Source organism: Streptomyces sp. NPDC048521 (assembly GCF_043199855.1).
Classification (GTDB): domain Bacteria; phylum Actinomycetota; class Actinomycetes; order Streptomycetales; family Streptomycetaceae; genus Streptomyces.
In genome coordinates this window covers 621,419-647,985 of the sequence record NZ_JBICWR010000002.1, presented here as the reverse complement: position 1 = coordinate 647,985, position 26,567 = coordinate 621,419, and the positions used below count along the sequence as shown (strand labels likewise).

Below are 26,567 nucleotides of genomic sequence, written 5' to 3'. Positions count from 1 at the left end.
CCGCCCGCCCCCGCAAGGAGAAGCCCGTGTTCATCCAGCCCTGGGACGCCAGTCTGGACGATGCCGAATGGCAGGCCTGGATCGCCGAAGGTCACGACTTCGGCCTCCTCAGCGTCAACGGCCTGCCCGGCGACGCCCCGATGACGGTTCCCACCCACTTCACCGGCGACGGCAACCACCTCCTGATCCACCTCGCACGCCCCAACCCGGTCTGGCGCACCATCGAGCACGACCCGAACGTCACCTTCACCGTCATCGGCGACTACGCCTTCATCCCCGGCCCCTGGCGCGCCAAGCCGGGCACTCCGCCCACCGACGGCGTGCCCACCAGCTACTACGCGGCGGTGCAGTTCACCTGCCAGGCCCACTTGGTCGACGACCCCGAAGCCAAGGCCGAACTGCTGCGCCGCCAGATGACGCACTTCCAGCCCGACAGCGACCACGCCCCCGTCGCCGTCGACCAGCCGCCCTACGGCCGGATGCTGTCCGGCATCCGCGGCCTGCGCCTGGAGGTCACCGACGTACGCGCCAAGTTCAAGTACGACGACCACAAGCCCGTCGAGCACCGCACCTCGGTCGCCGAGGCCCTCCTCGCACGCGGTCAGGGCCTCGACGTACCCACCGCACGCCGGCAGCTCCACCGCCTGGACCGCGTCGGCCCCTGGAAGTCCTGACCCGCCCACCGCACGAACGGACCCCGCCTCATGACCTCCTTCCGCATCGTCCCCGCCGTCGCCGACGCCTTTGCCGACACTCTCATCGCCCTGGTGACCGTCACCGGACTCCGCGGCCACGAGCCCTGGCCGCACACCGTCACCGCCCAGGAGGAGCTGGAGCAGCAGCTCGCCGACGGCACGTGGCAGCCCGCCGACGAGACCGACCCCCGGATCGAGGCGTGGCACACCGCCTACCGCTCCTTCGGCACCAACCCCCGCCGCATCCGCCCCAGCGTCGACGCCCTCGGCCGCCGCCTCGCCAAGAAGGGCACCCTGCCGCGCATCAACCCGGCCGTCGACTCCTACAACGCCGTCTCCGTCCGCCACGGCCTGCCCGCCGGCGCCTTCGACCTCGACCAGGTCACCGGCGACGTCGACATCCGCCCCGCGGACGGCACCGAGGCGTTCACCCCGCTGGGCGAACCCGGCACCGTCGAGCACCCCAAGCCCGGCGAGATCATCTACGCCGACACCACCGGCGTCCTCACCCGCCACTGGAACCACCGCGACGCCCACCGCACCCGCGTCACCGAGGACTCCACCCACGTCGCCTTCGTCCTGGAGACCCTCCACGCCGCCCGCGACGGCGACCTGCTGAAGGTCGCGGCCGACGAGCTCCTCGGCCTCCTCGCCCCGCACGCCGACCGGACCGCCGTGCGGTACCTCAGCCCGACCCAGCCGCACGCCACCGCCTGACACCCGGCTCCGGCCCTGGCGGACTCGCACGACGCGCAGCCCACGCCCACCAGCGGCCGGGTGGGGGCTCAGGCGTCGCGGACCGTCTTGGCCACCTGGTCGAGCAGCGCCCGCAGTTGCGCGCTCCCGTCCGGGCCGAGGCCCTCGGTGATGTGGCGCTCGATACCGGCGATCATCTCGTCGGCCGCGCTCAGCGCTGCCCGTCCGGCCTCGGTGAGGTGCAGTTGCGCTTGATGGACTCTGTTTCCCATGACCCGCACCATCGCCCTGATCACGGGCGCCTCTTCCGGCATCGGCGCCGCCTACGCACGTCTCCTGGCGGACGAGCACGACCTCGTTCTGGTGGCCCGGCGCGCGGAACGGCTCGGCGACCTCGCCGAGGAGCTCCGAGCCCGCGGAGCCGCCGTCGAGGTGCTGCCCGCCGACCTCGCCACCCACGACGGCATCACCGCCGTCACCGACCGCCTGTCCGCCGGGGACGTGCGCATGCTGATCAGCAACGCCGGCGCCGGCGGCTACGCCCCGCTCACCGACGTCGACCCGGCCGACATCAACGGCCTGCTCACCCTCAACGCCGTCGCCCCCGTCCAGCTGGTCCGCGCCGCGCTGCCGGGGATGCTCGCGGCGGGGGAGGGCACCGTCGCCTCGCTCCTCGCGTTCAGCGCGGGCAGCACGGACCCGCGAGCGCCCCGGCGCACCCTGTACGTCGCCGCCAAGTCCGCCACCCTCGCGTTCACCCGCACGCTCGCCGGCGAACTGGCCGACACCCCGGTGCGCGTCCAGGTGGTCTGCCCCGGTGTCGTGGCCACGGACTGGAACAGCGGTGCCGGTCGCAGCATCCCCTGGGCCATGTCGCCCGAAGACGTGGCCTCGGCCGGCCTGGCCGGGCTCCGCCTCGGCGAAACCGTGTGCGTGCCGGGACTGGAGGACCAGGCCGCCGCCCAGGCCGCCCTGCTCGCCGCGGAGACCGCTCTCCTCACAGGCGGCAACCAGCCCACCCTCGCGTCCCGCTACACGGACCCCCGAGCGTAGGGGCAGGAGCGCGCCCGGACCCTGCGCTGCGCGGCGCCCGGGGTGGAGCACGACACGAAAAGTCCCCGAGCCCCATGAAGCCCCAGCGGAGCCGCCGCACTTCCCTCTGGCTTACAGCTCAGCAGGTCGAAACCGGTGCGGCGGCTCAGTTCTGCGGGAGCTCAGACGTCCCGGAATCAGCAGTGATCGCTGGCCTGGTCAGTACGCGCCGTCTCGGCTGATCGAGACAACACCGCCCCACGTGCGGTCCCAGAACGACTTGTACTGCTTGGTTCCCGACACCCGGCACCACCCCAGCGCGCATCTACCGTGATGGATCGGGGCGCGGGATGACAGGGGGTGTTCAGTCGTCGTAGACAGTGGAGCGATGTCCGACGCGTACGACCCACACCACCAGATCGCTGCCGGAGACGCAGATCGCGAACTCGTCCGACTTGACTCGGTGTCAGTGGCGTTGTCCTTGGCGGCAGCCGTCGCGACGGGAGAGGGCTGCTGGGCGAGCCATGTCTGCCGGCAGGCCGCGCCCATCCGAACTTCGGCGCCGGATCCGATCGAGATCGCGGCAGTGTCTGAACGAGTCGCTCACGAGGAGAAGGGCGGTAGTGGGCCACTGCCCGAGGAGGACCCCACGGTTCCCCTGACGTGCCGTCCACGCCATCCGCGGCAAACGTGCCCTCGCCGCTCCCGTGGCGATGCGAGCAGCCCCGCATCGGCCAGCCCGACTCGCCGCGCACCTTCACAGCGCCTGTGCGCTCTCTCTCCGGGAACTGAAAGCTCACCGTGCCCTTCACCGTCTGCGGACGGGCGGTGAGCGGGCCGCGGATTCGTCGGAGACGGGTGAATCAGAGGCTGGGCGCCAGCACGGTCAGCCGCAGCAGTGCGGCGAGTGCCAGCACCGCGGGGGCGGCGTACCACCACCTGCGTAGCCATTCGGGCTTGACGGACACCCAGGTCAGCAGCGCCAGCACAGCGCAGAAGGCCAAACCGACACTGGCCGCGACACCGGAGTTGGTGACGGCCTGTCGGCCTCAGGAGCCGTCCGGCTCGACCATGTAGGCCGTGAGTACGGTGTAGCCGGCCACCAAGGTTGCCAGGACGAGGACGAGCCGTGGCTCGCTTCCTGTGACTTCTTTCCGATGACACGTCGGCGTGTCACTCGAAAAGCCCCCGTACCCAGCCGGAAGCCCCAGAAAAGCCCAGAAGCGCCGCCACCTCCCTTCCCGCCCCGCAGGGTTGTAGCGGCGCTCTGCCTGAAGGCCGTCAGATGTCCCGGAAGATCTCGATCTGCGCCCCGACGGAGTTCAGGCGCTCGGCGAGGTCCTCGTAGCCCCGGTTGATGACGTACACGTTGCGCAGGACCGACGTGCCCTCGGCCGCCATCATCGCCAGCAGGACGACCACGGCCGGGCGCAGGGCCGGCGGGCACATCATCTCGGCCGCCCGCCAGCGGGTCGGGCCCTCGACCAGGACCCGGTGCGGGTCCAGCAACTGCAGGCGGCCGCCGAGGCGGTTGAGGTCGGTCAGGTAGATCGCGCGGTTGTCGTAGACCCAGTCGTGGATGAGCGTCTGGCCCGAGGCGACCGCCGCGATGGCCGCGAAGAACGGGACGTTGTCGATGTTCAGGCCGGGGAACGGCATCGGGTGGATCTTGTCGATCGGCGCCTCCAGCTTGGAGGGCCGGACCGTGAGGTCCACCAGACGGGTGCGGCCGTTGTCCGCGAAGTACTCCGGTGACCGGTCGTGGTCGAGGCCCATCTCCTCCAGGACCGCGAGCTCGATCTCCAGGAACTCGATCGGCACCCGGCGCACCGTCAGCTCCGACTCGGTCACCACGGCGGCGGCCAGCAGGCTCATCGCCTCGACCGGGTCCTCGGAGGGCGAGTAGTCGACGTCGACGTCGATGTTCGGCACGCCGTGCACGGTCAGCGTGGTGGTGCCGATGCCCTCCACCTTGACGCCGAGCGCCTCCAGGAAGAAGCACAGGTCCTGGACCATGTAGTTGGAGGAGGCGTTGCGGATGACGGTCACGCCGTCGTGCCGCGCGGCGGCCAGCAGCGCGTTCTCGGTCACGGTGTCGCCGCGCTCGGTCAGGACGATCGGGCGGTCGGGACGGACCGTGCGGTCCACCTGCGCGTGGTACTGGCCCTCGGTGGCCGCGATGTCCAGGCCGAACCGGCGCAGCGCGATCATGTGCGGTTCGATGGTCCGCGTACCCAGGTCGCAGCCGCCGGCGTACGGCAGCTTGAAGTGGTCCATGCGGTGCAGCAGCGGGCCCAGGAACATGATGATCGAGCGGGTGCGGACGGCGGCCTCCGCGTCGATCGCCGCCATCTCCAGCTCGGCGGGCGGGACCAGCTCCAGGTCGACGCCGTCGTTGATCCAGCGGGTGCGCACGCCGATGGAGTTCAGTACCTCCAGAAGGCGGTACACCTCCTCGATCCGCGCGACCCGGCGCAGCACCGTGCGGCCCTTGTTCAGCAGCGAGGCGCACAGCAGGGCCACGCAGGCGTTCTTGCTGGTCTTGACGTCGATGGCGCCGGAGAGCCGACGGCCGCCGACCACGCGCAGATGCATCGGACCCGCATAGCCCAGCGACACGATCTCGCTGTCCAGGGCCTCACCGATTCGGGCGATCATCTCAAGGCTGATGTTCTGGTTGCCGCGCTCGATGCGATTGACCGCGCTCTGGCTGGTACCGAGCGCTTCCGCGAGCTGCGCCTGTGTCCAGCCACGGTGTTGCCGGGCGTCACGGATGAGCTTGCCGATGCGTACGAGGTAGTCGTCTGACATGAGGTTGAGGCTATCTCAGATATGAGATGGCGCCTCCTGGGGGGTCCATTCGGGTGATGACCCGTCAATGGTCCCTGGTCGTACGCGAACGACGCCACCCGAAAGGTCCGGGCAAATCCACCGATGTCGTACGACGTCCGGTGCTGCTGTGGGTGTGTCGCGGGCCATGCCTGCCGCCCGTGGTGATGGACCAGGAGTGCCGGTTGATGTTCAGCCGCACCCCGGGCAGGATCCGGAAGCTCTTGCGGAACGTGAGCGGCATGGAGGCCTCCTTCGGGGGTCGCCGGTCTGAGTACCGCTCAGTTCGGATACCCCGTGCGCGCGTACTGATGGGCGTGGAGGAGCGGCGGCTCGAAGGTGACGGCGGGCACAGGCTCCCCGCCGGTGGCCGGTACGGCGGGCGAGAGGGTGTAGCGGACCCGGCTGACGTCGCCGTACTCGTCGCGCAGTTCCAGGACCCCCGTCGCCGGGCAGTGCCAGGTGATGTCCGTGACGTCGTCGCCCGAGGCGTTCGCGAGCGTCGTGCTGCCCGTCCCGTCGCCCCGGAACTCCAGCTCCGACAGCTCCATGATGCCGAGCTCGAAGGGGTGGCTGCTCCAGTGGCCCAGCAGGGCCGTGTCGAGACGCATGCGCTGGTCCTCGTTCGCCGTGTGTGGCTCGCCGCGGTGCGTCGGCATGCCGGAGCCGGTCCGGACATGACCCGGCGGCCCCCATGTACTAGAGTTATCTCGACATCGAGATATCTGCCGAGGCGCACCGCAGCCGCCACCTCAGTAAGGGTTCCCTAACTTAGCCTTACCTCAGCGGATCGGCCAAGCCGGCGTGGCGGCACGATTGACGGTGGTACGCGCACATCAATGAAGGAGACTGTCGTGTCGGCGAACAGCTTCGACGCCCGCAGCACGCTGCAGGTGGGCGACGAGTCGTACGAGATCTTCCGGCTGGACAAGGTGGAGGGCTCGGCCCGCCTGCCGTACAGCCTCAAGGTCCTGCTGGAGAACCTGCTCCGCACGGAGGACGGCGCCAACATCACCGCCGATCACATCCGCGCCCTCGGCGGCTGGGACTCCCAGGCCCAGCCCAGCCAGGAGATCCAGTTCACGCCGGCCCGCGTGATCATGCAGGACTTCACCGGCGTGCCCTGCGTCGTGGACCTCGCGACCATGCGTGAGGCAGTGAAGGAGCTGGGCGGCGACCCGGCCAAGATCAACCCGCTGGCGCCGGCCGAGCTGGTCATCGACCACTCCGTCATCGCCGACAAGTTCGGCACCAACGACGCCTTCAAGCAGAACGTCGAGCTGGAGTACGGCCGCAACAAGGAGCGTTACCAGTTCCTGCGCTGGGGCCAGACCGCGTTCGACGAGTTCAAGGTCGTACCCCCCGGCACCGGCATCGTCCACCAGGTGAACATCGAGCACCTCGCCCGCGTGGTCATGGTCCGCGACGGCAAGGCCTACCCGGACACCCTGGTCGGCACCGACTCGCACACCACCATGGTCAACGGCCTCGGCGTCCTCGGCTGGGGCGTCGGCGGCATCGAGGCCGAGGCCGCCATGCTCGGCCAGCCGGTCTCCATGCTCATCCCGCGCGTCGTCGGCTTCAAGCTCACCGGTGAGCTGCAGCCGGGCACGACGGCCACGGACCTCGTGCTCACCATCACCGAGATGCTCCGCAAGCACGGTGTGGTCGGCAAGTTCGTCGAGTTCTACGGCGAGGGCGTCGCCGCCACCTCCCTGGCCAACCGCGCCACCATCGGCAACATGTCGCCGGAGTTCGGCTCCACCGCCGCGATCTTCCCGATCGACGACGAGACCCTGAAGTACCTGCGCCTGACCGGCCGCTCCGACCAGCAGGTCGCGCTCGTCGAGGCCTACGCCAAGGAGCAGGGCCTCTGGCTGGACCCGAAGGCCGAGCCGGACTTCTCCGAGAAGCTCGAGCTGGACCTGGCCACGGTCGTCCCGTCCATCGCCGGCCCGAAGCGCCCGCAGGACCGCATCGTCCTCGCCGAGGCCGCCCAGCAGTTCGCCAAGGACGTCCTCAACTACGTCGAGGCGCCCGTCGCGCAGTCGCCGGAGGCCGCCGCCTCCCCGGTCGACGAGGCCAGCGCCGAGTCCTTCCCGGCCTCCGACGCCCCGGCCTACGGCCACCAGGAGAACGGTGCCGGCGCCCCGCAGCACGGCCAGGGCACCGGTGCCGTACCGTCCAACCCGGTCCCGGTGACCGCCGCCGACGGCACCACCTACGAGCTGGACCACGGTGCGGTGACCGTCGCGGCCATCACCTCCTGCACCAACACCTCCAACCCGTACGTCATGATCGGCGCCGCCCTCGTCGCCAAGAAGGCCGTCGAGAAGGGCCTCACCCGCAAGCCGTGGGTGAAGAGCACCCTCGCCCCGGGATCGAAGGTCGTCACCGACTACTTCGAGAAGGCCGGCCTGACCCCGTACCTGGACAAGCTGGGCTTCAACCTCGTCGGCTACGGCTGCACCACCTGCATCGGCAACTCCGGCCCGCTGCCGGAGGAGGTCTCCCAGGCCGTCAACGACCACGACCTCGCGGTCACCTCGGTCCTCTCCGGCAACCGGAACTTCGAGGGCCGCATCAACCCCGACGTCAAGATGAACTACCTGGCGTCCCCGCCGCTGGTCGTCGCGTACGCCATCGCGGGCTCCATGAAGGTGGACATCACCCGTGACGCCCTGGGCACCGACCAGGACGGCAACCCGGTCTACCTGAAGGACATCTGGCCCTCCGAGGCCGAGGTCAACGAGGTCGTCGCCGGCGCCATCGGCGAGGACATGTTCGCCAAGTCCTACAGCGACGTCTTCGCGGGCGACGCCCAGTGGCAGTCCCTCCCGGTCCCGACCGGCAACACCTTCGAGTGGGACCCGCAGTCCACCTACGTCCGCAAGCCCCCGTACTTCGAGGGCATGCGGATGGACCCGGAGCCCGTCACCGACATCTCCGGCGCCCGCGTCCTCGCGAAGCTGGGCGACTCGGTCACCACCGACCACATCTCCCCGGCCGGTGCCATCAAGGCCGACACCCCCGCCGGCCAGTACCTCACCGAGCACGGTGTGGAGCGTCGTGACTTCAACAGCTACGGCTCGCGCCGCGGCAACCACGAGGTCATGATCCGCGGTACGTTCGCCAACATCCGCCTGCGCAACCAGATCGCGCCGGGCACCGAGGGCGGCTACACCCGCGACTTCACGCAGGACGGCGGCCCGGTCTCCTTCATCTACGACGCCTCCCGCAACTACATCGAGCAGGGCATCCCGCTGGTCGTCCTGGCCGGCAAGGAGTACGGCTCCGGCTCGTCCCGTGACTGGGCGGCCAAGGGCACCGCGCTGCTCGGCGTCAAGGCCGTCATCGCCGAGTCCTACGAGCGCATCCACCGCTCGAACCTGATCGGCATGGGCGTCCTGCCGCTGCAGTTCCCGGAGGGCCAGTCCGCGTCCTCCCTCGGCCTGACCGGCGAGGAGGCCTTCTCCATCACCGGCGTCACCGAGCTCAACGAGGGCACCACCCCGCGCACGGTGAAGGTCACCACCGACACCGGCGTCGAGTTCGACGCGGTCGTCCGCATCGACACCCCCGGTGAGGCGGACTACTACCGCAACGGCGGCATCATGCAGTACGTGCTGCGCAGCCTGATCCGCAAGTAAGCGGTACGGCACAGCAGTCGAGGGCCGCATCCCCGGTGGCGGGGGTGCGGCCCTCGGCCGTGCGCGTCCCAGGTCATCGCCGACCCTCAGCCGGAGCACAGGCTTCCCCCAGCGGACCGGAACAGAATCGCTACATGTCCGGCGCTCCTGGGTCCCGCGGATGAGCCCCCGACCGCGCGTCCGCTCGCTGCGCGCACGCCTGCTGCTCTTCGTCACCGCCACCCTCGCCTGCGTGTGCGCCGCGCCGGCCCCTCACCACGGTCCTCGCCCAACGCGCCTACCTGACGGGCGCCCTGGACGACCGCGTGAACGAGGCCGCCGCACACGGCCTGGCCGGTGCCGCACTCCACCCCGACGCCCCCGCAGGCCTCGCCTTCGTCGACGAGGGCGGCCACCCGGCCGGACTGCTCGCCGCCCGGCTGGACACCCGGGGCCGTATCGTCTCGGCCGCGGTCCTCGCCCGGAACGCGTCCCCACGCGCCCTCACCGCCGCCCAGCGCACCGCCCTCACCGGCATCCGGGCCGACGGCTCGGCGCACACCCGCACCGTGCCCGGACTCGGCGCCTACCGGCTCACCGCCCTCGACGCGAGAGGCATCCGCGTGCTCACCGGCCTGCCCCTGGGCGAGGTACAGGACACCCTCCGCCGGCTCGCCCGGACCGGGGCCGTCGCCGGGCCGCCGCGCTCGCGGTCGTCGGCGGCCTGTGCGCGGTGGTCGTCCGGCGGCAGCTGCGCCCGCTCGGCCGCCTCGCCGCCACCGCCGGCGAGATCTCCCGCGCGCCGCTCGGCCACGGACAGGTCACCGCGCTGCCCGGGGTGGCGGCACGCGACACCGCTCCCGGCAGCGAGACCGGCCAGGCCCCCCGCCCCGATCCACCGGACCGCCCCCGCCACCCCCGGCCCGGCCCGACACCCACCGCCGAGCGGACACGCCGCCATGCACCGGTCGGGCGCGGGGGTGAGGGCGTGCCGTCCGGACGCGGTGTTCGGCCGTTGTCGGGGCGAGCGGGGCCTCAGTCCGCGAGGAGCGCCGTGAGGTCCGGGAGTGTCAGTTCGGCCCAGATCACCTTGCCGTGCGGTGTGTACCGGGTGCCCCAGCGCTCGGCCAGCTGCGAGACGAGGAACAGGCCCCGGCCTCCCTCGTCGGTCGTCGCGGCATACCGCAGATGCGGCGAGGTGCTGCTGCCGTCGGCCACCTCACAGATCAGTGTGCGGTCATGGATGAGGCGCACATGGATCGGATCGGAGCCGTAGCGGATGGCGTTGGTGATCAGCTCGCTCAGCACGAGTTCCATACCGAAGCCCAGCTCGGCCAGGCCCCACTCCTCGAGCTTGCCGGACACGGCGAGCCGCATCCCCGACACGGCCGCCGGGTCGCGCGGCACGTCCCAGTCGGCGACGTTCTCGGACGGCAGCGCCCGAGTGCGCGCGATGAGCAGCGCGACATCGTCCGTGGGGCGCTCCGGCAGCAGCTCGTCCAGCACCGCCCGGCAGCTGTCCTCGGGGGACCGGCCGGGGTGTCCCGCCAGCGCCCGGCGCAGCAGCTCCATGCTCACGTCCAGGTCGCGCCTGCGGTCCTCGATGAGCCCGTCGGTGTACAGGACGAGCTGGCTGCCGTCGGCCAGCTCCAGCTCGGCCGTCTGGAACGGCATGCCGCCGAGCCCCAGCGGCGGCCCGGCCGGCACGTCGGGGAAGGTGACGCTGCCGTCGGGCGAGACCAGCGCGGGCGCCAGGTGCCCGGCCCGGGCCATGGCGCAGCGGCGCGTCACGGGGTCGTAGATCGCGTACAGGCAGGTGGCACCGACGATCTCCCCGGCCGTCTCCGGACAGGCCTCGTCCTGGTCGATGCGGCCGACCAGCTCGTCCAGATGGCTGAGCAGCTCGTCGGGCGGCAGGTCGAGCGTGGAGAAGTTGTGCACCGCGGTCCGCAGCCGGCCCATCGTCGCCGCGGCGTGCAGGCCGTGCCCGACGACGTCGCCGACGGCCAGCGCCACCCGGCTGCCCGGCAGCGGGATCACATCGAACCAGTCGCCGCTCACGCCCGACTGGGCGGGCAGGTAGCGGTAGCCGACGTCGAGGGCGCTCTGCTCGGGCAGCGCCCGCGGCAGCAGGCTGCGCTGGAGGGTGACCGCCAGGGCGTGCTCGCGGGTGTAGCGGCGGGCGTTGTCGATGCTGACCGCGGCCCGGGCCACCAGCTCCTCCGCCAGGGACAGCTCCTCCTCGTCGAAGGGCTCCCGCTTGGACCGCCAGAAGTTGGCCATGCCGAGCACCACGCCGCGGGCCCGGATCGGGGCGGAGATGAGCGAGTGGATGCCGTAGTCCAGGATCTCCCGGGTCCGTTCCGGGTCCTGCGCCTGCCAGCCCTCCGCGGCCGACAGGTCGGTCACCAGCTCGGAGTCGCCGGAGCCGTAGCTGCGTGCCTGGGGCGTGGACGGCAGGAAGTCGATCAGCCGCCCCTGTTCGTACAGCGGATGGTCGTCCAGGATGCCGCTCACCGCGACGCGCCGCATGTCGGTGGCGGTGGGAGCCGGCTCCTCGCCGTGCAGCACGGCGTCGGCCAGGTCCACGGTGACGAAGTCGGCGAACCGGGGGACGGCGACCTGGGCCAGCTCGTCGGCCGTGCGGACCACGTCGAGGGTGGTGCCGATGCAGAGGCCCGCGTCGTACAACAGCTCCAGCCGCTCCCGTGCGACCTCCGCCCGGCCGGACACCGCCTGCAGCTCGGTGGAGTCCCGGAGCGTCACCACGGTGCCCCGGTGACCTCCCGCGGTGTCGGTGGGCCGCTGGTTGACCGCCAGCAGGCGTCCGCCGGCGAAGTGCACCTCGTCGCTGGCCTCGCGCCCGGACAGCAGCAGCTCCACCGTCGCGGGGTCGAGGCCCGCCAGCTGACCCACATGGCGCCCCTCGGCTTCGGCGGGCAGCGACAGCAGGCGTCTGGCCTCGTCGTTGGCGAGCAGCAGCCGCCCGTCGTCACCGACGATGAGCACGCCCTCGCGCACCGAGTGCAGCACCGTGTCGTGGTGCTCGTACATGCGGGTCATCTCGTCGGGAGCCAGGCTGTGGGTCTGCCGCCGCAGCCTCCTGCCCACCAGAGCGGTACCTCCGGTCGACACCAGGAGCGCCCCGGCACCGGCCGCCAGGATGATCGGCAGCTGCCGGTTCACCTGGCTGGTGACGTTCTTCACCTTCAGCCCGGCGGAGACGAGGGCGACCACGTGGCCGTGGTCGTCGATGGGGACGGTCGCCTGCACCTCGTGGCCGAGCGGGCCGTGGACGCTCTCCGTGTAGACCTTGCCGGCCAGCGACGGTCCGATCGTGCCCACGAACCGCTTGCCTATGTTGGTCGGTATGGGGTGGGTGTAGCGGATGCCGTGGGTGTCCATGACCACGATGAAGTCGACGCCCGCGGACCTGCGTCCCGCTTCGGTGAGCGGCTGGAGCAGCTTCGACGGGTCGGGGGAGTGCAGTGCCTGCACGAGGCCGGGGGAGTGCGCGAAGGTCTGCGCCACGGCTATGGAACGGCGTCTGGCCTCCGTGCTGGTGTCCCGTTCCGACTGCAGGACGAGAGCTATGACGGCGCAGATCACCAGCAGGACCACCAGGACCGCCTGGAGAAGGAAGACCTGCCCGGCGACGCTGCGCGGGCTCCTGCCGACCACGGCACGCCATGACATACGCCTGAATCGGGCGAATCGGTCCGACATGCGGCATTTGTAGCACCGGCGCATGCCCGTGACTACGCCGGTCCACAAGATGGACGCACCTTTTCGCGCCTCATCCGTATCAGAAGTCGCGCCTGGTCACAGCAGTCACAGCTGTGTCGCGTGCGCGCCTCGTTCGCCCCGGGTGTGCTCGGGGCGGACCCGGTGGAGTCGCGCACCGGGTCCGCGAGCCGGGCGGGCGAGGGGGGTGGGCGACCCGCCCGGAGGAGATGGACTGAAACAGGAATTGCGTGGCTTGTGCGCCGGCATGGCGCGAGACAACGTTGTCTATGGTCTGTACATGACTTTACCGCTTCAACGGACAACGATGTCAAGACACTTGAGGTAGCCCGTCCGGGTGATCGGGGCGTGCGCCTGCGCAGGCGCACGCGGTCTTCCGTGGTACGGGTGGCGCACGCTACTGTCCCTGCGGCTTGTGCGACCCGTGGTGCGCGACCCGTCCGTCAGGAGGAAGGGCCGCGTCATGCGTTTCAGACCCATGTCCCTGCTGCTGGCCGCGCTTCTCGCGACCGGCGGCGCCGCCACCCCCGCCCTCGCGGCGACCGCCGCTCCCCCCGACCTCGTCAAGGACCCCACGCCGTACGTCGATCCGCTGATCGGCACCAAGAACGGCGGTGACGTGTTCCCTGGCGCCGTCGTGCCGTTCGGCATGCTCTCCTGGAGCCCGGAGAACACCCGCGGTGACGCCACGAGAACCGCCGCACCCGGCGGCTACCACTACGACGCCACCCGCATCCGCGGCTTCAGCCTCACCCACATGTCCGGCACCGGCTGTGCGGGAGGCGGCGGCGACATCCCCTTCTTCCCGTACGCCGGCGAGGTGACCTCATCCCCGGCGAGCGACACCAAGGACGCCGTCTACGCCTCGGACTTCACCCACGCCGACGAGACCGCCGAGCCGGGCCACTACAAGGTGGGCCTGGCCTCCGGCGTCACCGCCGACCTCACCGCCACCACACGCACCGGCTCGGCCCGCTTCACCTACCCGACCGGCAAGCCCGCCTCCCTGCTGGTGCGCACCGCGGGCTCCGAGGTCGGCTCGGAGGATTCGACGGTCACGATCGACCCGGACACCCGGACGATCTCCGGCTCCGTCACCTCCGGGAACTTCTGCGGCTACCTCGACCCCGAGGGACAACGCGCTTACTACACCCTGTACTTCACCGCCCGCTTCGACCGCGCCTTCCAGGCCACCGGAACCTGGCGCGACGACAAGCTGGATCCGGGCTCCACACAGGCGTCCGGTGGCACCGGCGGCTTCTCGCACGGCGGGCGGCCCGTCGCGGGCAAGGGCGCGGGCGGCTACGTGGAGTTCGCGCCCGGCGCCGGTCCGGTGAACGTCAAGGTCGGCATCTCCTACGTCAGCCGGGAGGCCGCCGAGGCGAACCTCGCCACCGAGAACCCGCCGGGACGCTCCTTCGGCACCGTCGAGCAGGCGGCCCGCCGTGCCTGGCGCGAGCGTCTGGGCGCCGTCCGGGTCGGCGGCGGCACGGACGCGGAGCGCACCACCTTCTACACCGCGCTCTACCACGCGCTGCTGCACCCGAACGTCATCAGCGACGCCGACGGTCGCTACCGGGGCAGCGACGGCGCGGTGCACCGGGTCGGACGCGGCCACCGCGCCCAGTACGGCACCTTCTCCGGCTGGGACGTCTACCGCGACCAGGTGCAGCTGCTGACCCTCCTCGACCCGCGCACCGGCTCCGACATCGCCCAGTCGCTGTACGAACTCGCCCGGCAGAACGGCGGGATCTGGGACCGCTGGCTGCACGGCGCGAGCGGCACCCACGTGATGAACGGCGACCCCTCGCCGGCCGCCCTGGCCGGCATCCGCGCCTTCGGCGGCACCGGCTTCGATCTGAAGGGCGCCCTGGACTCCCTGGTCAGGGCGGCGACCGTACCCACGGAGCAGGACCTGTCGGCGGCGGGCAAGCCGGTGCTCTCGGTGGGGCAGCGCCCCTCGCTCGACAAGTACCTCCGGCTGCACTACATGCCGAGCGTGTCCAACGCCTGGGGAGGCGCGGCCGAGACCTTGGAGATGTCCACGGCGGACTTCGCGATCTCCCAGCTCGCGCGGGCCGCGGGGGAGAAGGACACCGCGGCCGCCTTCGCCCGCCGGGCCCAGTGGTGGCAGAACAACTTCAACATCGCGGCCGCTCCGAGCGGCGGCTACATCGCCAACCGCAAGGCCGACGGCAGCTGGGTCACCGGCTTCACCCCCGACACCGGCAACGGCTTCGTCGAGGGCACGGCCGCCCAGTACACCTGGATGGTCCAGCACAACCCGGCGGGCCTGTTCGCCGCGCTGGGCGGCCGGGAGGCGGCCCTCGCCCGGCTGGACGACTTCTTCCACGACGCCGACGGCGGCTGGGCCTTCACCGGCAACGGCGGCGCCAAGTCCGAGCTGGACAACGAGCCGTCGATCAACGTGCCCTACCTCTACGACTACGCGGGCGCCCCCTACAAGACGCAGGAGACCGTCCGCGCGGCGATGCGGCAGCTGTGGTCCACACAGCCCGGCGGCATCCCCGGCAACGACGACCTCGGCGCGATGTCGTCCTGGTACGTCTTCTCGGCGCTCGGCATGTACCCGCAGGTGCCGTCCCGTGCCGAACTGGTCCTCGCCTCCCCGCTGTTCGAGCGGGTGGAGATCCACCGGCCCCTGGGCAACGACATCTCCATCCGCGCGGCCGGAGCCGCGGCCGACGCGCCCTACGTCCAGTCCCTGAAGGTCGACGGCCGCACCAGTGACCGTCCTTGGCTGCCCGCCTCCTTCGTCCGGGACGGCGGCCGACTCGACTACACCCTGTCCGCCACCCCGAACCACGCCTGGGGCGCGGGCAGCCCGCCGCCGTCCTTCCGGGAGGGCGAGCAGCCGTACCAGATCGGCGTCGGCCCGACCGCCGCCACCCTCGCGCCCGGTGACAGCACGAAGATCGGCGTCCGCGCGCTGTCGCTGAACGGCGGCACCGGCCCCGAGGTGCGCTTCCGGGTGCAGGCCCCGGCCGGCATCACGGCCACGCCCGCCGAGGGCACGGTGGCCGACGGCGCCCAGGAGATCACCCTCACCGCCGCGCGGGACGCCGCGCAGGGCTTCGCCGACGTCAAGGTCACGGTGACGTCGGGCGACACCTCGTACCAGCAGCCGGTCTCGCTGACCGTGGCCGCCCCGGGCTCCCTCCTCGCCGCCTACGACAACACCGGCGTCTCCGACGACGAGGGCGACCACGACGAGGCCGACTACGACGGCGGCGGCTGGAGCTACTCGCGCCAGGCCCTCGCCGCGGCCGGACTGACCCCGGGCGGGCGGGGCACGGTGGACGGCCTCGCCTTCACCTGGCCGAACTCGCCCACCGGCCGTCCGGACAACGCCTCGGCGAACGGCCGGACGATCGAACTGCCGACGCCCGCGGCCAGGTTGTCCTTCATCGGCAGCGCGGTCAACGGCAACCAGCAGACCAAGGCGACCGTCACCTACTCCGACGGCACCACCGATACCGTCGACCTGTCCTTCACCGACTGGACCGTCGGCGGCGGAGGCGGCACCGTCCAGTTCGGCAACGAGGTCGTGGCGGAGGCGGCGTACCGCAATGTCGCCGGTGCGGACAAGGACCCGGTGGCGACGTACGTCTTCGCCACCAAGCCCTTCGCGGCGCCCGCCGGCCGGACGATCAAGAGCGTCCGGCTCCCGGAGAACGCGGACCTGCACGTGTTCACGCTGGCCACCGGCTGAGCACCGCACACGAAGGGGGAAGGGGGCGGACCCGAGCGGGCCCGCCCCCTTCCCCCTTGCCTTGGTCAGGCCAGCAGCTCCACCTCCGCCAGCGTCGACTCGCCGTCCAGGACCAGGCGGTACTTCGTGTAGGTCCCGGGGGCGGCGAGGGTGAAGGCCCGCGTCTGGCGGTCCCACCTGAACGTTTCGCCGGAGCGGTGGTCCAGGGTCTTCCAGGTCGTGCCGTCCGTGGAGCCTTGCAGGGTCCAGCCGGTCGGCGCCTTCGTGTGGTCCGCTGCCGAGGTCAGCGTGTACTGCACCGGCCGCACGGCACCGTCGGCCGGCAGGTCCACCGAGGTGACCGTCGCGCTCGTCGCCGACGTGTCGTCGAACAGGGCGCCGTCACCCTTCAGCACGTCCGCGCGCGGCGTCGGCACCTTGTCGTCCTGGGTGATGGAGACCGGGGCGGCGTCCTTGCCCGTGCCCCACGTGGAGGGCTTGTCACCCATGTAGAACTCCAGCACACCGCCCTTGGACAGCAGCGAGTGGGGGAGCGAGGTGGACTTCCACGGACGGCCGTCGAACGTCACGCCCTGGACATAGACGTTCTTCGCGCTGTTCCTGGGCGCCTTGACCACCAGGTCCCGGCCGTTCTCCAGGTGCACGGTGACCTGCTTGAACAGCGGGGAGCCGATGGAGTACTCACCGCTGCCCATGACCAGCGGGTAGAAGCCGAGCGCGGAGAAGAGGTACCAGCCCGACTGCTCGCCGTTGTCCTCGTCGCCGTGGTAGCCCTGCCCGATCTCGCTGCCGGTGTAGAGGCGGGCGAGCGCCTCGCGGGCGTACGCCTGCGCCTTCCAGGGCTCGCCGGCCGCGTCGTACATGTAGATCACGTGGTGCGCGACCTGGTTGGAGTGGCCGTACATGCCCATCCGGACGTCGCGCGCCTCGGTCATCTCGTGGATGACACCGCCGTAGGAGCCGACGTAGTCCGGGGAGGCCGTCTCCGGCGTGGCGAAGTACTCGTCGAGCTTGTCCGCGAGGGCCTGCCGGCCGCCGTAGAGGTTGGCCAGGCCCCGGCTGTCCTGGGGGGCGGTGAAGGCGTAGCCCCAGCCGTTGGTCTCCGTGTAGTCGTAGCCCCACACGCGCGGGTCGTACGTCGCGGAGTCCACCCGCCAGTCGCCCTTGGCGTTTCGGCCCTGGAAGAAGCCGGCCTCGGAGTCGAACAGCTTCACGTAGTCCTGCGCCCGGTTGAGGAAGTACTGCGACTCCTCCTTGTAGCGCTTCTCACCCGTCTTCTCGTACAGCGCCTGGCCCATCCGGGCGATGCCGTAGTCGTTGACGTAGCCCTCCATCGCCCACGACAGGCCCTCGTGGGTGTCGGTGCCGGTGTAGCCGAGGAAGGGCGAGGTGGCCATGCCCTTGCGGCCCACGCCGGACGCCGGCGGGACGACGGTCGCGTTCTTCACGGCCGCGTCGTAGGCCGCCGCCGCGTCGAACTTCACGCCCTTGACGTACGCGTCGGCGAACGCCACGTCCGAGGAGGTGCCGGTCATCAGGTCCGCGTAGCCGGGGGAGGACCAGCGGGAGGTCCAGCCGCCGTCCTTGTACTGCTGCACGAACCCGTCGACCATCTCGCCCGCCTGGGAGGGCGTCAGGAACGAGTACGCCGGCCAGGTGGTCCGATAGGTGTCCCAGAAGCCGTTGTTGACGTACACCTTGCCGTCGACGATCTTGGCGCCGGTGTGCGTCGGGGTGTCCGGGCCGGGCATGGCGGAGAAGGGCGAGGCGTACTGGTTCTTGCCGCCGACCTTCTCGAAGCCGGAGTTGGGGTACAGGTAGAGCCGGTACAGCCCGGAGTACAGCGTGGTCAGCTGGTCGGGGGTCGCGCCCTTCACCTCGACCTTGCCGAGCAGCTTGTCCCAGACACGCTGGGCACGCGCCTCGACCTTGTCGAAGGACGTGCCGGCCGGGACCTCCTGGCGCAGGTTGTCCTTCGCCTGGTCGATGCCGATGAGCGAGGTCGCGAGCCGCAGGGTGACGGTGCGGTCGGCGCCCGCGTCGAAGCGCAGGAAGCCCTTCACCCCGCTCGATCCGCCGTCGGTCACCGGCTTGTCGAACTCGCCGTACACGAACAACCGGGTGGCGCCCGTGGACAGGCCGGACTTCACGTCCGAGTAGCCGGTGACGATCCCGTGCTCCTTGTCGAGCGTCAGGCCCGCCTGCTCGGTCACGTTGTCGAACAGCACACTCGCGTCCGCGCCCGGATAGGTGAAGCGCAGCACCGCCGCGTGGTCGGTCGGCGTCATCTCCGCCTTGAGGCCGTTCTCGAACCGGACGCCGTAGTAGTACGGCCGCGCGGTCTCGTTCTCGTGCCGGAAGGCCAGTTCCCGTGCCTCGCGGCCGGTGTCCGGGGTGCCCGACGCGGCCGACGGCATGAGCTGGAAGGTCTGCCGGTCACCCATCCACGGACTGGGCTCGTGGCTCGCGCTGAACGCCTGGATCGTGGGCAGATTGTCGTCGTTGTTCGCACGTGCGTACTCGTACAGCCAGCTCAGCGAGGACGCGTTGGTCACCGGGGTCCAGAAGTTGAAGCCGTGCGGGAGCGCTGTCGCCGGGAAGTTGTTGCCGCGCGAGAAACTGCCGCTGGAGTTGGTGCCGCGGGTGGTCAGCGCGTAGTCCGACAGGTGCGCCTTGGGCTTCTCGGGGGCCACCGGCCGCAGCGCCACGTCGTCTATCCAACCGCGGAACTTCGCCGGGCCGTCGGGGGAGTCGTACGCCACCAGGATGCGGTCGACCGTCTTGCCGGCCGCGACCGAACCGATCCGCGAGACCACGTTGTTCCACTGGTTGACGTAGAGCGACTGCGACGCGCCCTGACCGCGCGGCGACAGCACGAAGCCGTGCTCGTCGAGCGCCCCCAGGCCACTGAGGTAGGTCCCGTCGGTGAAGGCCAGGTCGACGGAGACGTTCGTCGCGTCGTAGTCGCGGTCGCCGTCGGCCATGGACGGGAAGACGCGGTACGACAGCTGGGTGTCGCGGCCGACCTTCACGTTCACGTCGAAGACCTTGTTGTCGGAGTACGCCCGGCCGCCCGCCGTGTGCCGTCCGGCGTAGCGCAGGGCACGCTTTCCGGTGAAGCCGGCCCGGGCCTTGGCGGTCGGCGAGCCGCTCGGGCCCTTGTCGACCAGCGTCAGCATGTCCTGCGGCACCGGGCCGCCCCCGCCACCGGTGGAGAACTGCACGTCGGCGAGCTGCAGGATGTCCGAGGCGCCGTTGTTCCTGGTCACCTCCAGCCGGAAGTGCTGGTACTCGGCCGGCTCGGCCAGGTCGTACGACTTCGTCTGGAACCGCTCGGAGAAGTTCTCGCCCGCCCGGGTGTCGACGGTCTTCCAGTCCTTGCCGTCGCTGGAGCCCAGCAGGGTCCAGTCCCGTGGGTCGCGCGCGTCGTAGTCGTTGGCCGAGGTGAGCGCGTACGTCACCAGCTTGACGGGCTTGTCCAGGTCGAACTCCACCCAGCCGGTGGGCGCGAAGGTCAGCCATTTCGTGCCGGGCTCGCCGTCGGCGAGGTTCTCCTTCACCTCGCCGGCGACCGTGTTCTCGCCGCTGGCCCGTACCTCGGTGACATGGTCGGTCACATTGCCCGGAATGCCGGTGCTGTAGCCGCCGTCGACGCCCGAGGCGCGCTTGCCGCCGTCCGCCGAGGTGTCGACGGTGTTCAGCCAGTCCGGCGCCGGATCGTCCGCCTCGAACGAGGATGCGAACGCCTGGTCGGCCGACGGAGCCTCGGCGGGCAGGGCGACCGCCGCTCCCTGCGCGCCGACGGCCATGACAAAGGCGGCCGTGAGGACGACCGCCGGATCCCATCTGTGCCTGGTTCTCCGCTGCATCTACGGATTTCCCCTCCTGCGACCGTGTGGACAACGTTGTCAAAATCGGTGCGCAGCAACCAGTAGGGCGTCAAGTGGCCCGTGATGTCAAGGGTGTTGGGTGTGGCATTCAGGGGCTTGTGTCGCGAATTTTTCCGGCGAAGCGCGTACAGGCCGCTCATATTTCCGAGAGGTCTCAACTCGGAAAAGACCCAACGCGAACCTTGCATTCGATCTTGCTCCGCTGGCGGGAAGTGGACTATACCTGTCGGCGTTTCCTGCACGACCCTGCACTACCCGACAGCGGTGCCGGGGAGGATCCGGTTCACCGCCTGAGTCCTGGAGAAGGCGAGGACTTGAGCATGGGATCCACTGCGCACCACGGTGGCGAAGGCGTCGGCCGTCGCGATCTGATCAAGCGGTCCGCCGCGCTCGGCCTGGTGGCGGCGCCGGGCATGGGTCTGCTGTCCGCCTGCGCGAGCAGCGGCGGCGACGGACAGGACAAGGCCGAGGCGGGCAAGAAGACCGCCAAGAACCCGCTCGGCGTCAACGAGACCGCCGGCATGGAATTCGTCCTCTTCGACGGCGGCTTCGGCAAGGAGTACGCCCAGGACGCGGTGAAGGTCTACGAGAAGGACTTCCCCCAGGCCAAGGTGAAGTTCGCCGCCACCCAGAAGATCCAGTCCACCCTGCAGCCCCGCTTCAACCAGGGCAATCCGCCGGACCTCATCGACAACTCCGGCGCCGAGCAGATGGACATGGGTGTGCTCGTCGGCAAGAACCAGCTGGCGGACCTCACCCCGCTGCTGGACGCGCCGTCGTACGACGACCCGAACAAGAAGGTCCGTGACACGCTGCGCCCCGGCATCGTGGAGATGGGCCAGTTCGACGGCAAGCCGGTCTGGATCCTGTACTACGCCTACACGGTCTACGGCGTCTGGTACTCGCAGAAGGCCCTCGACTCGCTGGACGCCGAGTACCCGCAGACCTGGGACCAGATGCTGGCGGTGTGCGAGAAGGCCAAGAAGAAGGGCATGGCGGGCTGGACGTACGCGGGCAAGTACCCGTACTACGTCCCCTTCTCCCTCTACCCGATGATCGGCAAGGTCGGCGGCCGCGAGGTCCTCGACGCCATCGACAACCTGGAGCCGAACGCCTGGAAGCACCCCGCGGTCAAGGCGTGTTTCGAGGCGTACTACGAGCTGTACAAGAAGGGCTACATCCTCAAGGGCACGCCGGGCCTGGACCACATCCAGTCGCAGACCGCCTGGGCCAAGGGCAAGGCGCTGTTCATCCCGAACGGCTCCTGGGTGGAGAACGAGTCGGCCAACGTCATCCCGGCCGACTTCGACCTCGCCGTCTCCGCGCCCACCGGCCTCGACAGCTCCGACAAGCTGCCGTTCGGCACCATCTGGGCCTCCGGCGGTGAGCCCTTCGTCGTGCCCGCCAAGGCGAAGAACACCGAGGGCGGCATGGAGCAGCTGCGCATCATGCTCTCCGAGGCGTCCTCGAAGAACTTCACCGCCAAGGTGAAGTCCCTGACCGCGTACAACGGCGGCACCACCGGCATCACGCTGACGCCGGGTCTGAAGTCGGGCGTGGCGGCCCTGGACAAGGCAGGATCCAACGTGGTGAATCCGCGGATCCAGGACTGGTACGTGCAGCTGCAGAAGGAGAAGATCGGTGTGGCCGGTCTCGGCGAGATGATGGCCGGCCGGCTCACCCCGGCCGAAGCCATCAAGAAGATCCAGGGCTTTGCCGACGAGGCGGCCAAGGACACTTCGATCAAGCACTACAAGCACCAGTAAACCAGCACCCTGACAGCACCGGAGTGGCGATGCAGCACGGCAAGTACCGGTTCATTGTGGGGTTTCTGGCACTGCCCCTGGGACTGTACGCGCTCTTCGTGGTGTGGCCGTTCATCCAGTCCATCTACTACTCGTTCACGGACTGGACGGGCCTCAGCCCCGAATTCAAGATGGTCGGCTTCGACAACTACAAGAGGATGTTCGACGACGACATCTTCTGGAAGTCGTTGCAGCACAGTCTGCTGTTCGCTCTGGTGCTGCCGGTGGTGACGATCGGTCTGGCGCTGTTCTTCGCCTTCATGATCAATGTGGGCGGACGCCGGAGGAGGGGCGGCCCCGCGATCTCGGGGGTCCGGGGCTCGTCCTTCTACAAGATCGTCTACTTCTTCCCGCAGGTGCTCTCGATCGCGATCGTCTCGCTGTTGTTCGCCTTCGCGTACAACCCCGACAGCGGCGCCATCAACTCGCTCCTGCGGGGCATCGGCCTCGACGGCGTCCAGCCGCTGTGGCTGGGCGACCCGAGCCTCGCGCTGTGGTGCGTGATGGCGGTGCTCGTGTGGTCCACGGTCGGCTTCTTCGTGGTGCTGTTCTCCGCGGGCATGGCCTCGATCCCGGCCGAGCTGTACGAGGCGGCCCTGCTGGACGGCGCCAGCCGCTTCACCACCTTCTTCCGCGTCACCCTGCCGCTGCTGTGGGACACCGTGCAGTCCGGCTGGGTCTACATGGGCATCCTCGCGCTCGGCGCCGAGTCGTTCGCGGTCGTACAGATCATGACGACCGGACCGGGCGGCCCCGACTACTCGACCACCGTGATGGTCCTGTACGTGTACCAGAAGGCGTTCCGGGACGGTCAGGCCGCCTACGCCACCACCATCGGCGTCGCCCTGCTCGTCGTCACGCTCGCGTTCGCGGCGATCGTGATGCGGCTGGGCCGTCGCGAGCGGCTGGAGTACTGAAGCGATGAAGACGACCGAGACCCCCGCCCCGCTGCCGGCCGAGTCCGGCGCGACCGTCTCCAAGGTGGACACGGCCCCGGCCGCACGGCCCTCCGGGCAGAAGAAGGACGGCACCGTCCTCAATGTCTTCTCCCACGGCATCCTGGTCCTTTGGGCGATCATGGTGGTCATGCCGCTGGTGTGGGCGGTGATGACGTCCTTCAAGGACGACAGCTCCATCTTCGGCTCGCCCTGGTCCCTGCCCGACAAGCTGCACTTCGACAACTGGGCCCGGGCGTGGACCGACGCCAACATGAGCGACTACTTCCTGAACACCGTCCTCGTGGTCGGCGGCTCGCTCATCGGCACCCTGGTGCTCGGCTCCATGGCGGCGTACGTGCTGGCCCGTTTCGACTTCCCGGGCAACCGCTTCATCTACTACCTGTTCATCGGCGGCATGAGCTTCCCGGTCATGCTCGCGCTGGTCCCGCTGTTCTACGTCGTGAACAACATGGGTCTGCTGAACTCGATCCACGGCCTGATCCTGGTCTACATCGCGTACTCGCTGCCGTTCACGGTCTTCTTCCTCACGGCGTTCTTCCGCACCCTGCCCACCTCGGTGGCGGAGGCGGCATTCGTGGACGGCGCTTCGCACACGCGTACGTTCTTCCAGATCATGCTGCCGATGGCGAAGCCGGGTCTGATCAGCGTGGGCATCTTCAACTTCCTGGGCCAGTGGAACCAGTACATGCTGCCCACGGTCCTCAACACCGACCCCGACAAGAAGGTCCTCACCCAGGGCCTGGTCCAGCTGGCGGTCAGCCAGGGCTACAAGGGTGACTGGTCCGGGCTGTTCGCGGGCCTGGTCATGGCGATGCTGCCGGTGCTCGCGGCGTACATCGTCTTCCAGCGCCAGGTGGTGCAGGGGCTGACCGCGGGGGCGCTGAAGTAGGGGCGCCGACCCGGCGGGGTGACGCCCCGCGACCGTACGACAGCACACCGTCCCGCTCGCCGGGGCGGTGTGCTTCACACTGTCCAGGTACCCGGATACGGTTCAACCTCTTGACGGAAGTCACCCCGAACGGCTCAGCTTAGAGTTCACTAGTTGGACATACACGGGGCCTCGCCGAAGCGGCCCCGCGCTCAGGAGGTCGTCGTGGAGACTCCAGGGTCGCAGTCATCACTGCACCGAGCCAACCTGGAGCGGGTCGTCCGGGCCGTGCGCCTGGCCGGGTCCCTCACGCAGGCGGAGATCGCGCGGACGACCGGTCTGTCCGCAGCGACCGTCTCCAACATCGTGCGGGAGCTGAAGGACGGCGGAACCGTCGAGGTCACGCCCACGTCGGCGGGCGGACGGCGGGCCCGCAGCGTCAGCCTGAGCGGCGACGCCGGCATCGTGATCGGCGTCGACTTCGGGCACACCCATCTGCGCGTCGCGATCGGGAACCTCGCCCATCAGGTGCTGGCCGAGGAGTCCGAGCCGCTGGACGTCGACGCCTCCTCCGCCCAGGGCTTCGACCGGGCCGAGGGGCTGGTCAGTCGCCTGATCGCAGCAACCGGGGTGGACCGGTCCAAGGTGGCCGGCGTGGGGCTCGGTGTGCCGGGGCCGATCGACGTGGAGTCGGGGACGCTGGGGTCCACCGCGATCCTGCCCGGCTGGGGCGGCACCAAGCCCGCGGAGGAGCTGCGCGAGCGGCTCGGCGTGCCCGTGCACGTGGACAACGACGCCAACCTCGGCGCCCTCGGCGAGCTGGTCTGGGGCAGCGGCAAGGGCGTGCGCGACCTGGCGTACATCAAGGTCGCGAGCGGCGTCGGCGCCGGTCTGGTGATCGACGGGAAGATCTATCGCGGCCCCGGCGGCACTGCAGGAGAAATCGGGCACATTACACTCGATGAATCCGGCCCGGTCTGCCGTTGCGGGAACCGCGGCTGCCTGGAGACGTTCGCGGCCGCACGCTATGTGCTCCCGTTGCTCCAGCCCAGCCACGGCCCCGACCTGACGATGGAAGGTGTCGTACGGCTGGCCAGGGACGGTGACCCGGGCTGTCGTCGGGTGATCGCCGACGTCGGCCGCCACATCGGCAGTGGAGTGGCCAATCTCTGCAATCTGCTGAACCCGAGCAGGGTGGTCCTCGGCGGTGATCTCGCGGAGGCCGGTGAGCTGGTGCTCGGGCCGATCAGGGAGTCCGTCGGCCGCTACGCCATTCCCAGTGCGGCGCGCCAACTGTCCGTTCTCCCGGGGGCACTTGGGGGCCGTGCGGAGGTGCTCGGAGCGCTCGCCCTCGCCCTCAGCGAGATGGGCGATTCGACCCTTTTGGATGGAACGCTGCCTGTCGCGGCCCCTGCCTTCACTTAGAGAACGGATGGCACCGTTGCCATCTCGTTAAGGATTTACTTCTTGACGTCGCACGTGTGGCCGAGTTGACTTCCAGCCACCTCGGCCGCAACGACGCGGCCTCGTCAGGGAGGTTTCTCAAGTGAACGCACGTATGCGTCGTGCCGCAGTTGCTGTTGCCGCGGGTGCCATGGCCGTCTCGCTGGCCGCGTGTGGCAGCGCCAAGGAGTCGAAGGGCAACGACAGCTCTTCCTCCTCGTCGGCCAACAAGGGCGACGACATCAAGGTCGGTCTGCTCCTGCCGGAGAACAAGACCGCGCGGTACGAGAAGTTCGACAGGCCGCTGATCGAGAAGAAGATCAAGGAGCTGACGAACGGCAAGGCCGACGTCCAGTACAACAACGCCCGCCAGGACGCGAACCTGCAGGCCCAGCAGGTCGACACCATGATCACCAACAAGGTGGACGTCCTGATCGTGGACGCGGTGGACGCCAAGGCCATCCAGAACTCGGTCCAGAAGGCCGTGGACGCGGGCATCAAGGTCGTCGCCTACGACCGCCTCGCCGAGGGCCCGATCAGCGCCTACACCTCGTTCGACAACGAGGAGGTCGGCAAGACCCAGGGCCAGGCCCTGCTGACGGCGCTCGGCAGCAAGGCCACCAAGTCCTCCAAGATCGTCATGATCAACGGCTCGGTCACCGACCCCAACGCCGCCCAGTTCAAGAAGGGCGCGCACTCCGTCCTCGACGGCAAGGTCACCATCGCCAAGGAGTACGACACCAAGGAGTGGTCGCCGGACAACGCCAACTCCGAGATGGAGGCGGCGATCTCCTCGGTCGGCAAGGGCAAGATCGCGGGCGTGTACTCCGCCAACGACGGCATGGCCGGCGGTATCATCACCGCCCTCAACGCCGCGGGCGTCAAGGTCCCGGTCACCGGCCAGGACGCCGAGCTGGCCGGTGTGCAGCGCATCGTCGCCGGTGAGCAGTACATGAGCGTCTACAAGCCGTACGCTCCCGAGGCCGACGCCGCCGCCGAGATGGCCGTCGCGCTCGCCCAGGGCAAGTCGCTGGACTCCGTCGCCAAGGACAAGGTCTCCAGCAACTCCCAGAAGGACGTCCCCTCGGTGCTGGTCCCGGTCACCTCGCTGACCAAGGACAACATCAAGGACACCGTCATCAAGGACGGCGTCTACACCGTGGACGAGATCTGCGCCGGCAAGTACAAGGCCGCCTGCGAGAAGATCGGCCTCAACAAGTAAGCAGTCGCACGTCCTTCCCAGG

At 69.8% G+C, this 26,567-nt stretch carries 18 protein-coding genes; 11 read left to right on the top strand and 7 right to left on the bottom strand.

Annotated features, from left to right (window positions below):
* Positions 1-26: 26 nt before the first annotated feature.
* Together ACGFRF_RS07275 and ACGFRF_RS07270 are read left to right on the top strand one after the other, a co-directional pair.
* Complete coding sequence (locus ACGFRF_RS07275) at positions 27-674, top strand: FMN-binding negative transcriptional regulator (RefSeq protein WP_393737609.1); 648 nt, start codon at positions 27-29, stop codon at positions 672-674.
* A 30-nt stretch (positions 675-704) separates the two neighbouring features.
* The gene (locus ACGFRF_RS07270; protein WP_393737608.1) at positions 705-1,412 is read left to right on the top strand and encodes a B3/4 domain-containing protein; all 708 of its coding nucleotides are present in this window, start codon (positions 705-707) and stop codon (positions 1,410-1,412) included.
* Between the two features lie 68 nt (positions 1,413-1,480).
* Here the strand turns inward: ACGFRF_RS07270 and ACGFRF_RS07265 are convergent, their stop codons facing one another.
* Positions 1,481-1,663 (bottom strand): hypothetical protein, encoded by a 183-nt coding sequence (locus ACGFRF_RS07265; RefSeq protein WP_393737607.1) that lies wholly within the window; start codon positions 1,661-1,663, stop codon positions 1,481-1,483.
* On the opposite strand from ACGFRF_RS07265, the gene ACGFRF_RS07260 reads away from it, so the two are divergent.
* The gene (locus ACGFRF_RS07260; RefSeq protein WP_393737606.1) at positions 1,662-2,444 is read left to right on the top strand and encodes an SDR family NAD(P)-dependent oxidoreductase; all 783 of its coding nucleotides are present in this window, start codon (positions 1,662-1,664) and stop codon (positions 2,442-2,444) included. The two genes, ACGFRF_RS07265 and ACGFRF_RS07260, sit on opposite strands and share 2 nt — an antisense overlap.
* A gap of 842 nt (positions 2,445-3,286) precedes the next feature.
* Here ACGFRF_RS07260 and ACGFRF_RS07255 read toward each other — a convergent pair.
* The 4 genes from ACGFRF_RS07255 to ACGFRF_RS07240 all read right to left on the bottom strand — a co-directional run bounded on the left by ACGFRF_RS07255 (position 3,287) and on the right by ACGFRF_RS07240 (position 5,863).
* Positions 3,287-3,427 carry a hypothetical protein gene (locus ACGFRF_RS07255; protein ID WP_393737605.1) on the bottom strand — a complete coding sequence of 47 codons (141 nt, stop codon included), beginning with the start codon at positions 3,425-3,427 and terminating at the stop codon, positions 3,287-3,289.
* Between the two features lie 277 nt (positions 3,428-3,704).
* Positions 3,705-5,234, bottom strand: a complete 1,530-nt coding sequence (locus tag ACGFRF_RS07250; RefSeq protein ID WP_393737604.1) for a helix-turn-helix domain-containing protein — start codon at positions 5,232-5,234, stop codon at positions 3,705-3,707.
* 64 nt (positions 5,235-5,298) lie between these two features.
* On the bottom strand, positions 5,299-5,496 hold the full coding sequence (locus tag ACGFRF_RS07245) for a DUF4236 domain-containing protein (RefSeq protein WP_393737603.1): 198 nt from the start codon (positions 5,494-5,496) through the stop codon (positions 5,299-5,301).
* A 37-nt stretch (positions 5,497-5,533) separates the two neighbouring features.
* A complete protein-coding gene (locus tag ACGFRF_RS07240; protein WP_393737602.1) occupies positions 5,534-5,863 on the bottom strand; it encodes a hypothetical protein in 330 nt (109 codons plus the stop codon).
* 243 nt (positions 5,864-6,106) lie between these two features.
* Between ACGFRF_RS07240 and ACGFRF_RS07235 the strand changes: the two genes are divergently transcribed.
* Positions 6,107-8,902 carry an aconitate hydratase gene (locus ACGFRF_RS07235; protein ID WP_393737601.1) on the top strand — a complete coding sequence of 932 codons (2,796 nt, stop codon included), beginning with the start codon at positions 6,107-6,109 and terminating at the stop codon, positions 8,900-8,902.
* Between the two features lie 305 nt (positions 8,903-9,207).
* The gene (locus tag ACGFRF_RS07230; RefSeq protein WP_393737600.1) at positions 9,208-9,939 is read left to right on the top strand and encodes a hypothetical protein; all 732 of its coding nucleotides are present in this window, start codon (positions 9,208-9,210) and stop codon (positions 9,937-9,939) included.
* Here ACGFRF_RS07230 and ACGFRF_RS07225 read toward each other — a convergent pair.
* Positions 9,917-12,577, bottom strand: coding sequence for a SpoIIE family protein phosphatase (locus ACGFRF_RS07225; RefSeq protein WP_393737599.1), 2,661 nt, complete (start codon positions 12,575-12,577; stop codon positions 9,917-9,919). The genes ACGFRF_RS07230 and ACGFRF_RS07225 overlap by 23 nt on opposite strands.
* Positions 12,578-13,088: 511 nt before the next feature.
* On the opposite strand from ACGFRF_RS07225, the gene ACGFRF_RS07220 reads away from it, so the two are divergent.
* Positions 13,089-16,358 (top strand): GH92 family glycosyl hydrolase, encoded by a 3,270-nt coding sequence (locus ACGFRF_RS07220; protein ID WP_393737598.1) that lies wholly within the window; start codon positions 13,089-13,091, stop codon positions 16,356-16,358.
* Between the two features lie 65 nt (positions 16,359-16,423).
* On the opposite strand, the gene ACGFRF_RS07215 is transcribed toward ACGFRF_RS07220, so the two are convergent.
* A complete protein-coding gene (locus ACGFRF_RS07215) occupies positions 16,424-20,227 on the bottom strand; it encodes a GH92 family glycosyl hydrolase (RefSeq protein ID WP_393737597.1) in 3,804 nt (1,267 codons plus the stop codon).
* Between the two features lie 341 nt (positions 20,228-20,568).
* Here ACGFRF_RS07215 and ngcE point away from each other — a divergent pair, with 341 nt between their 5' ends.
* The 5 genes from ngcE to ACGFRF_RS07190 all read left to right on the top strand — a co-directional run bounded on the left by ngcE (position 20,569) and on the right by ACGFRF_RS07190 (position 26,545).
* Positions 20,569-22,014, top strand: coding sequence for an N-acetylglucosamine/diacetylchitobiose ABC transporter substrate-binding protein (ngcE, locus tag ACGFRF_RS07210; RefSeq protein ID WP_393737596.1), 1,446 nt, complete (start codon positions 20,569-20,571; stop codon positions 22,012-22,014).
* Between the two features lie 29 nt (positions 22,015-22,043).
* Positions 22,044-22,970: a carbohydrate ABC transporter permease gene (locus tag ACGFRF_RS07205; RefSeq protein ID WP_393737595.1), complete on the top strand. Its 927-nt coding sequence runs from the start codon at positions 22,044-22,046 to the stop codon at positions 22,968-22,970.
* A 4-nt stretch (positions 22,971-22,974) separates the two neighbouring features.
* Positions 22,975-23,901 (top strand): carbohydrate ABC transporter permease, encoded by a 927-nt coding sequence (locus ACGFRF_RS07200; protein ID WP_393737594.1) that lies wholly within the window; start codon positions 22,975-22,977, stop codon positions 23,899-23,901.
* Between the two features lie 204 nt (positions 23,902-24,105).
* Positions 24,106-25,305, top strand: a complete 1,200-nt coding sequence (locus tag ACGFRF_RS07195; protein WP_393737593.1) for an ROK family protein — start codon at positions 24,106-24,108, stop codon at positions 25,303-25,305.
* Between the two features lie 133 nt (positions 25,306-25,438).
* Positions 25,439-26,545, top strand: coding sequence for a sugar ABC transporter substrate-binding protein (locus ACGFRF_RS07190; protein ID WP_393737691.1), 1,107 nt, complete (start codon positions 25,439-25,441; stop codon positions 26,543-26,545).
* Positions 26,546-26,567 lie beyond the last annotated feature (22 nt).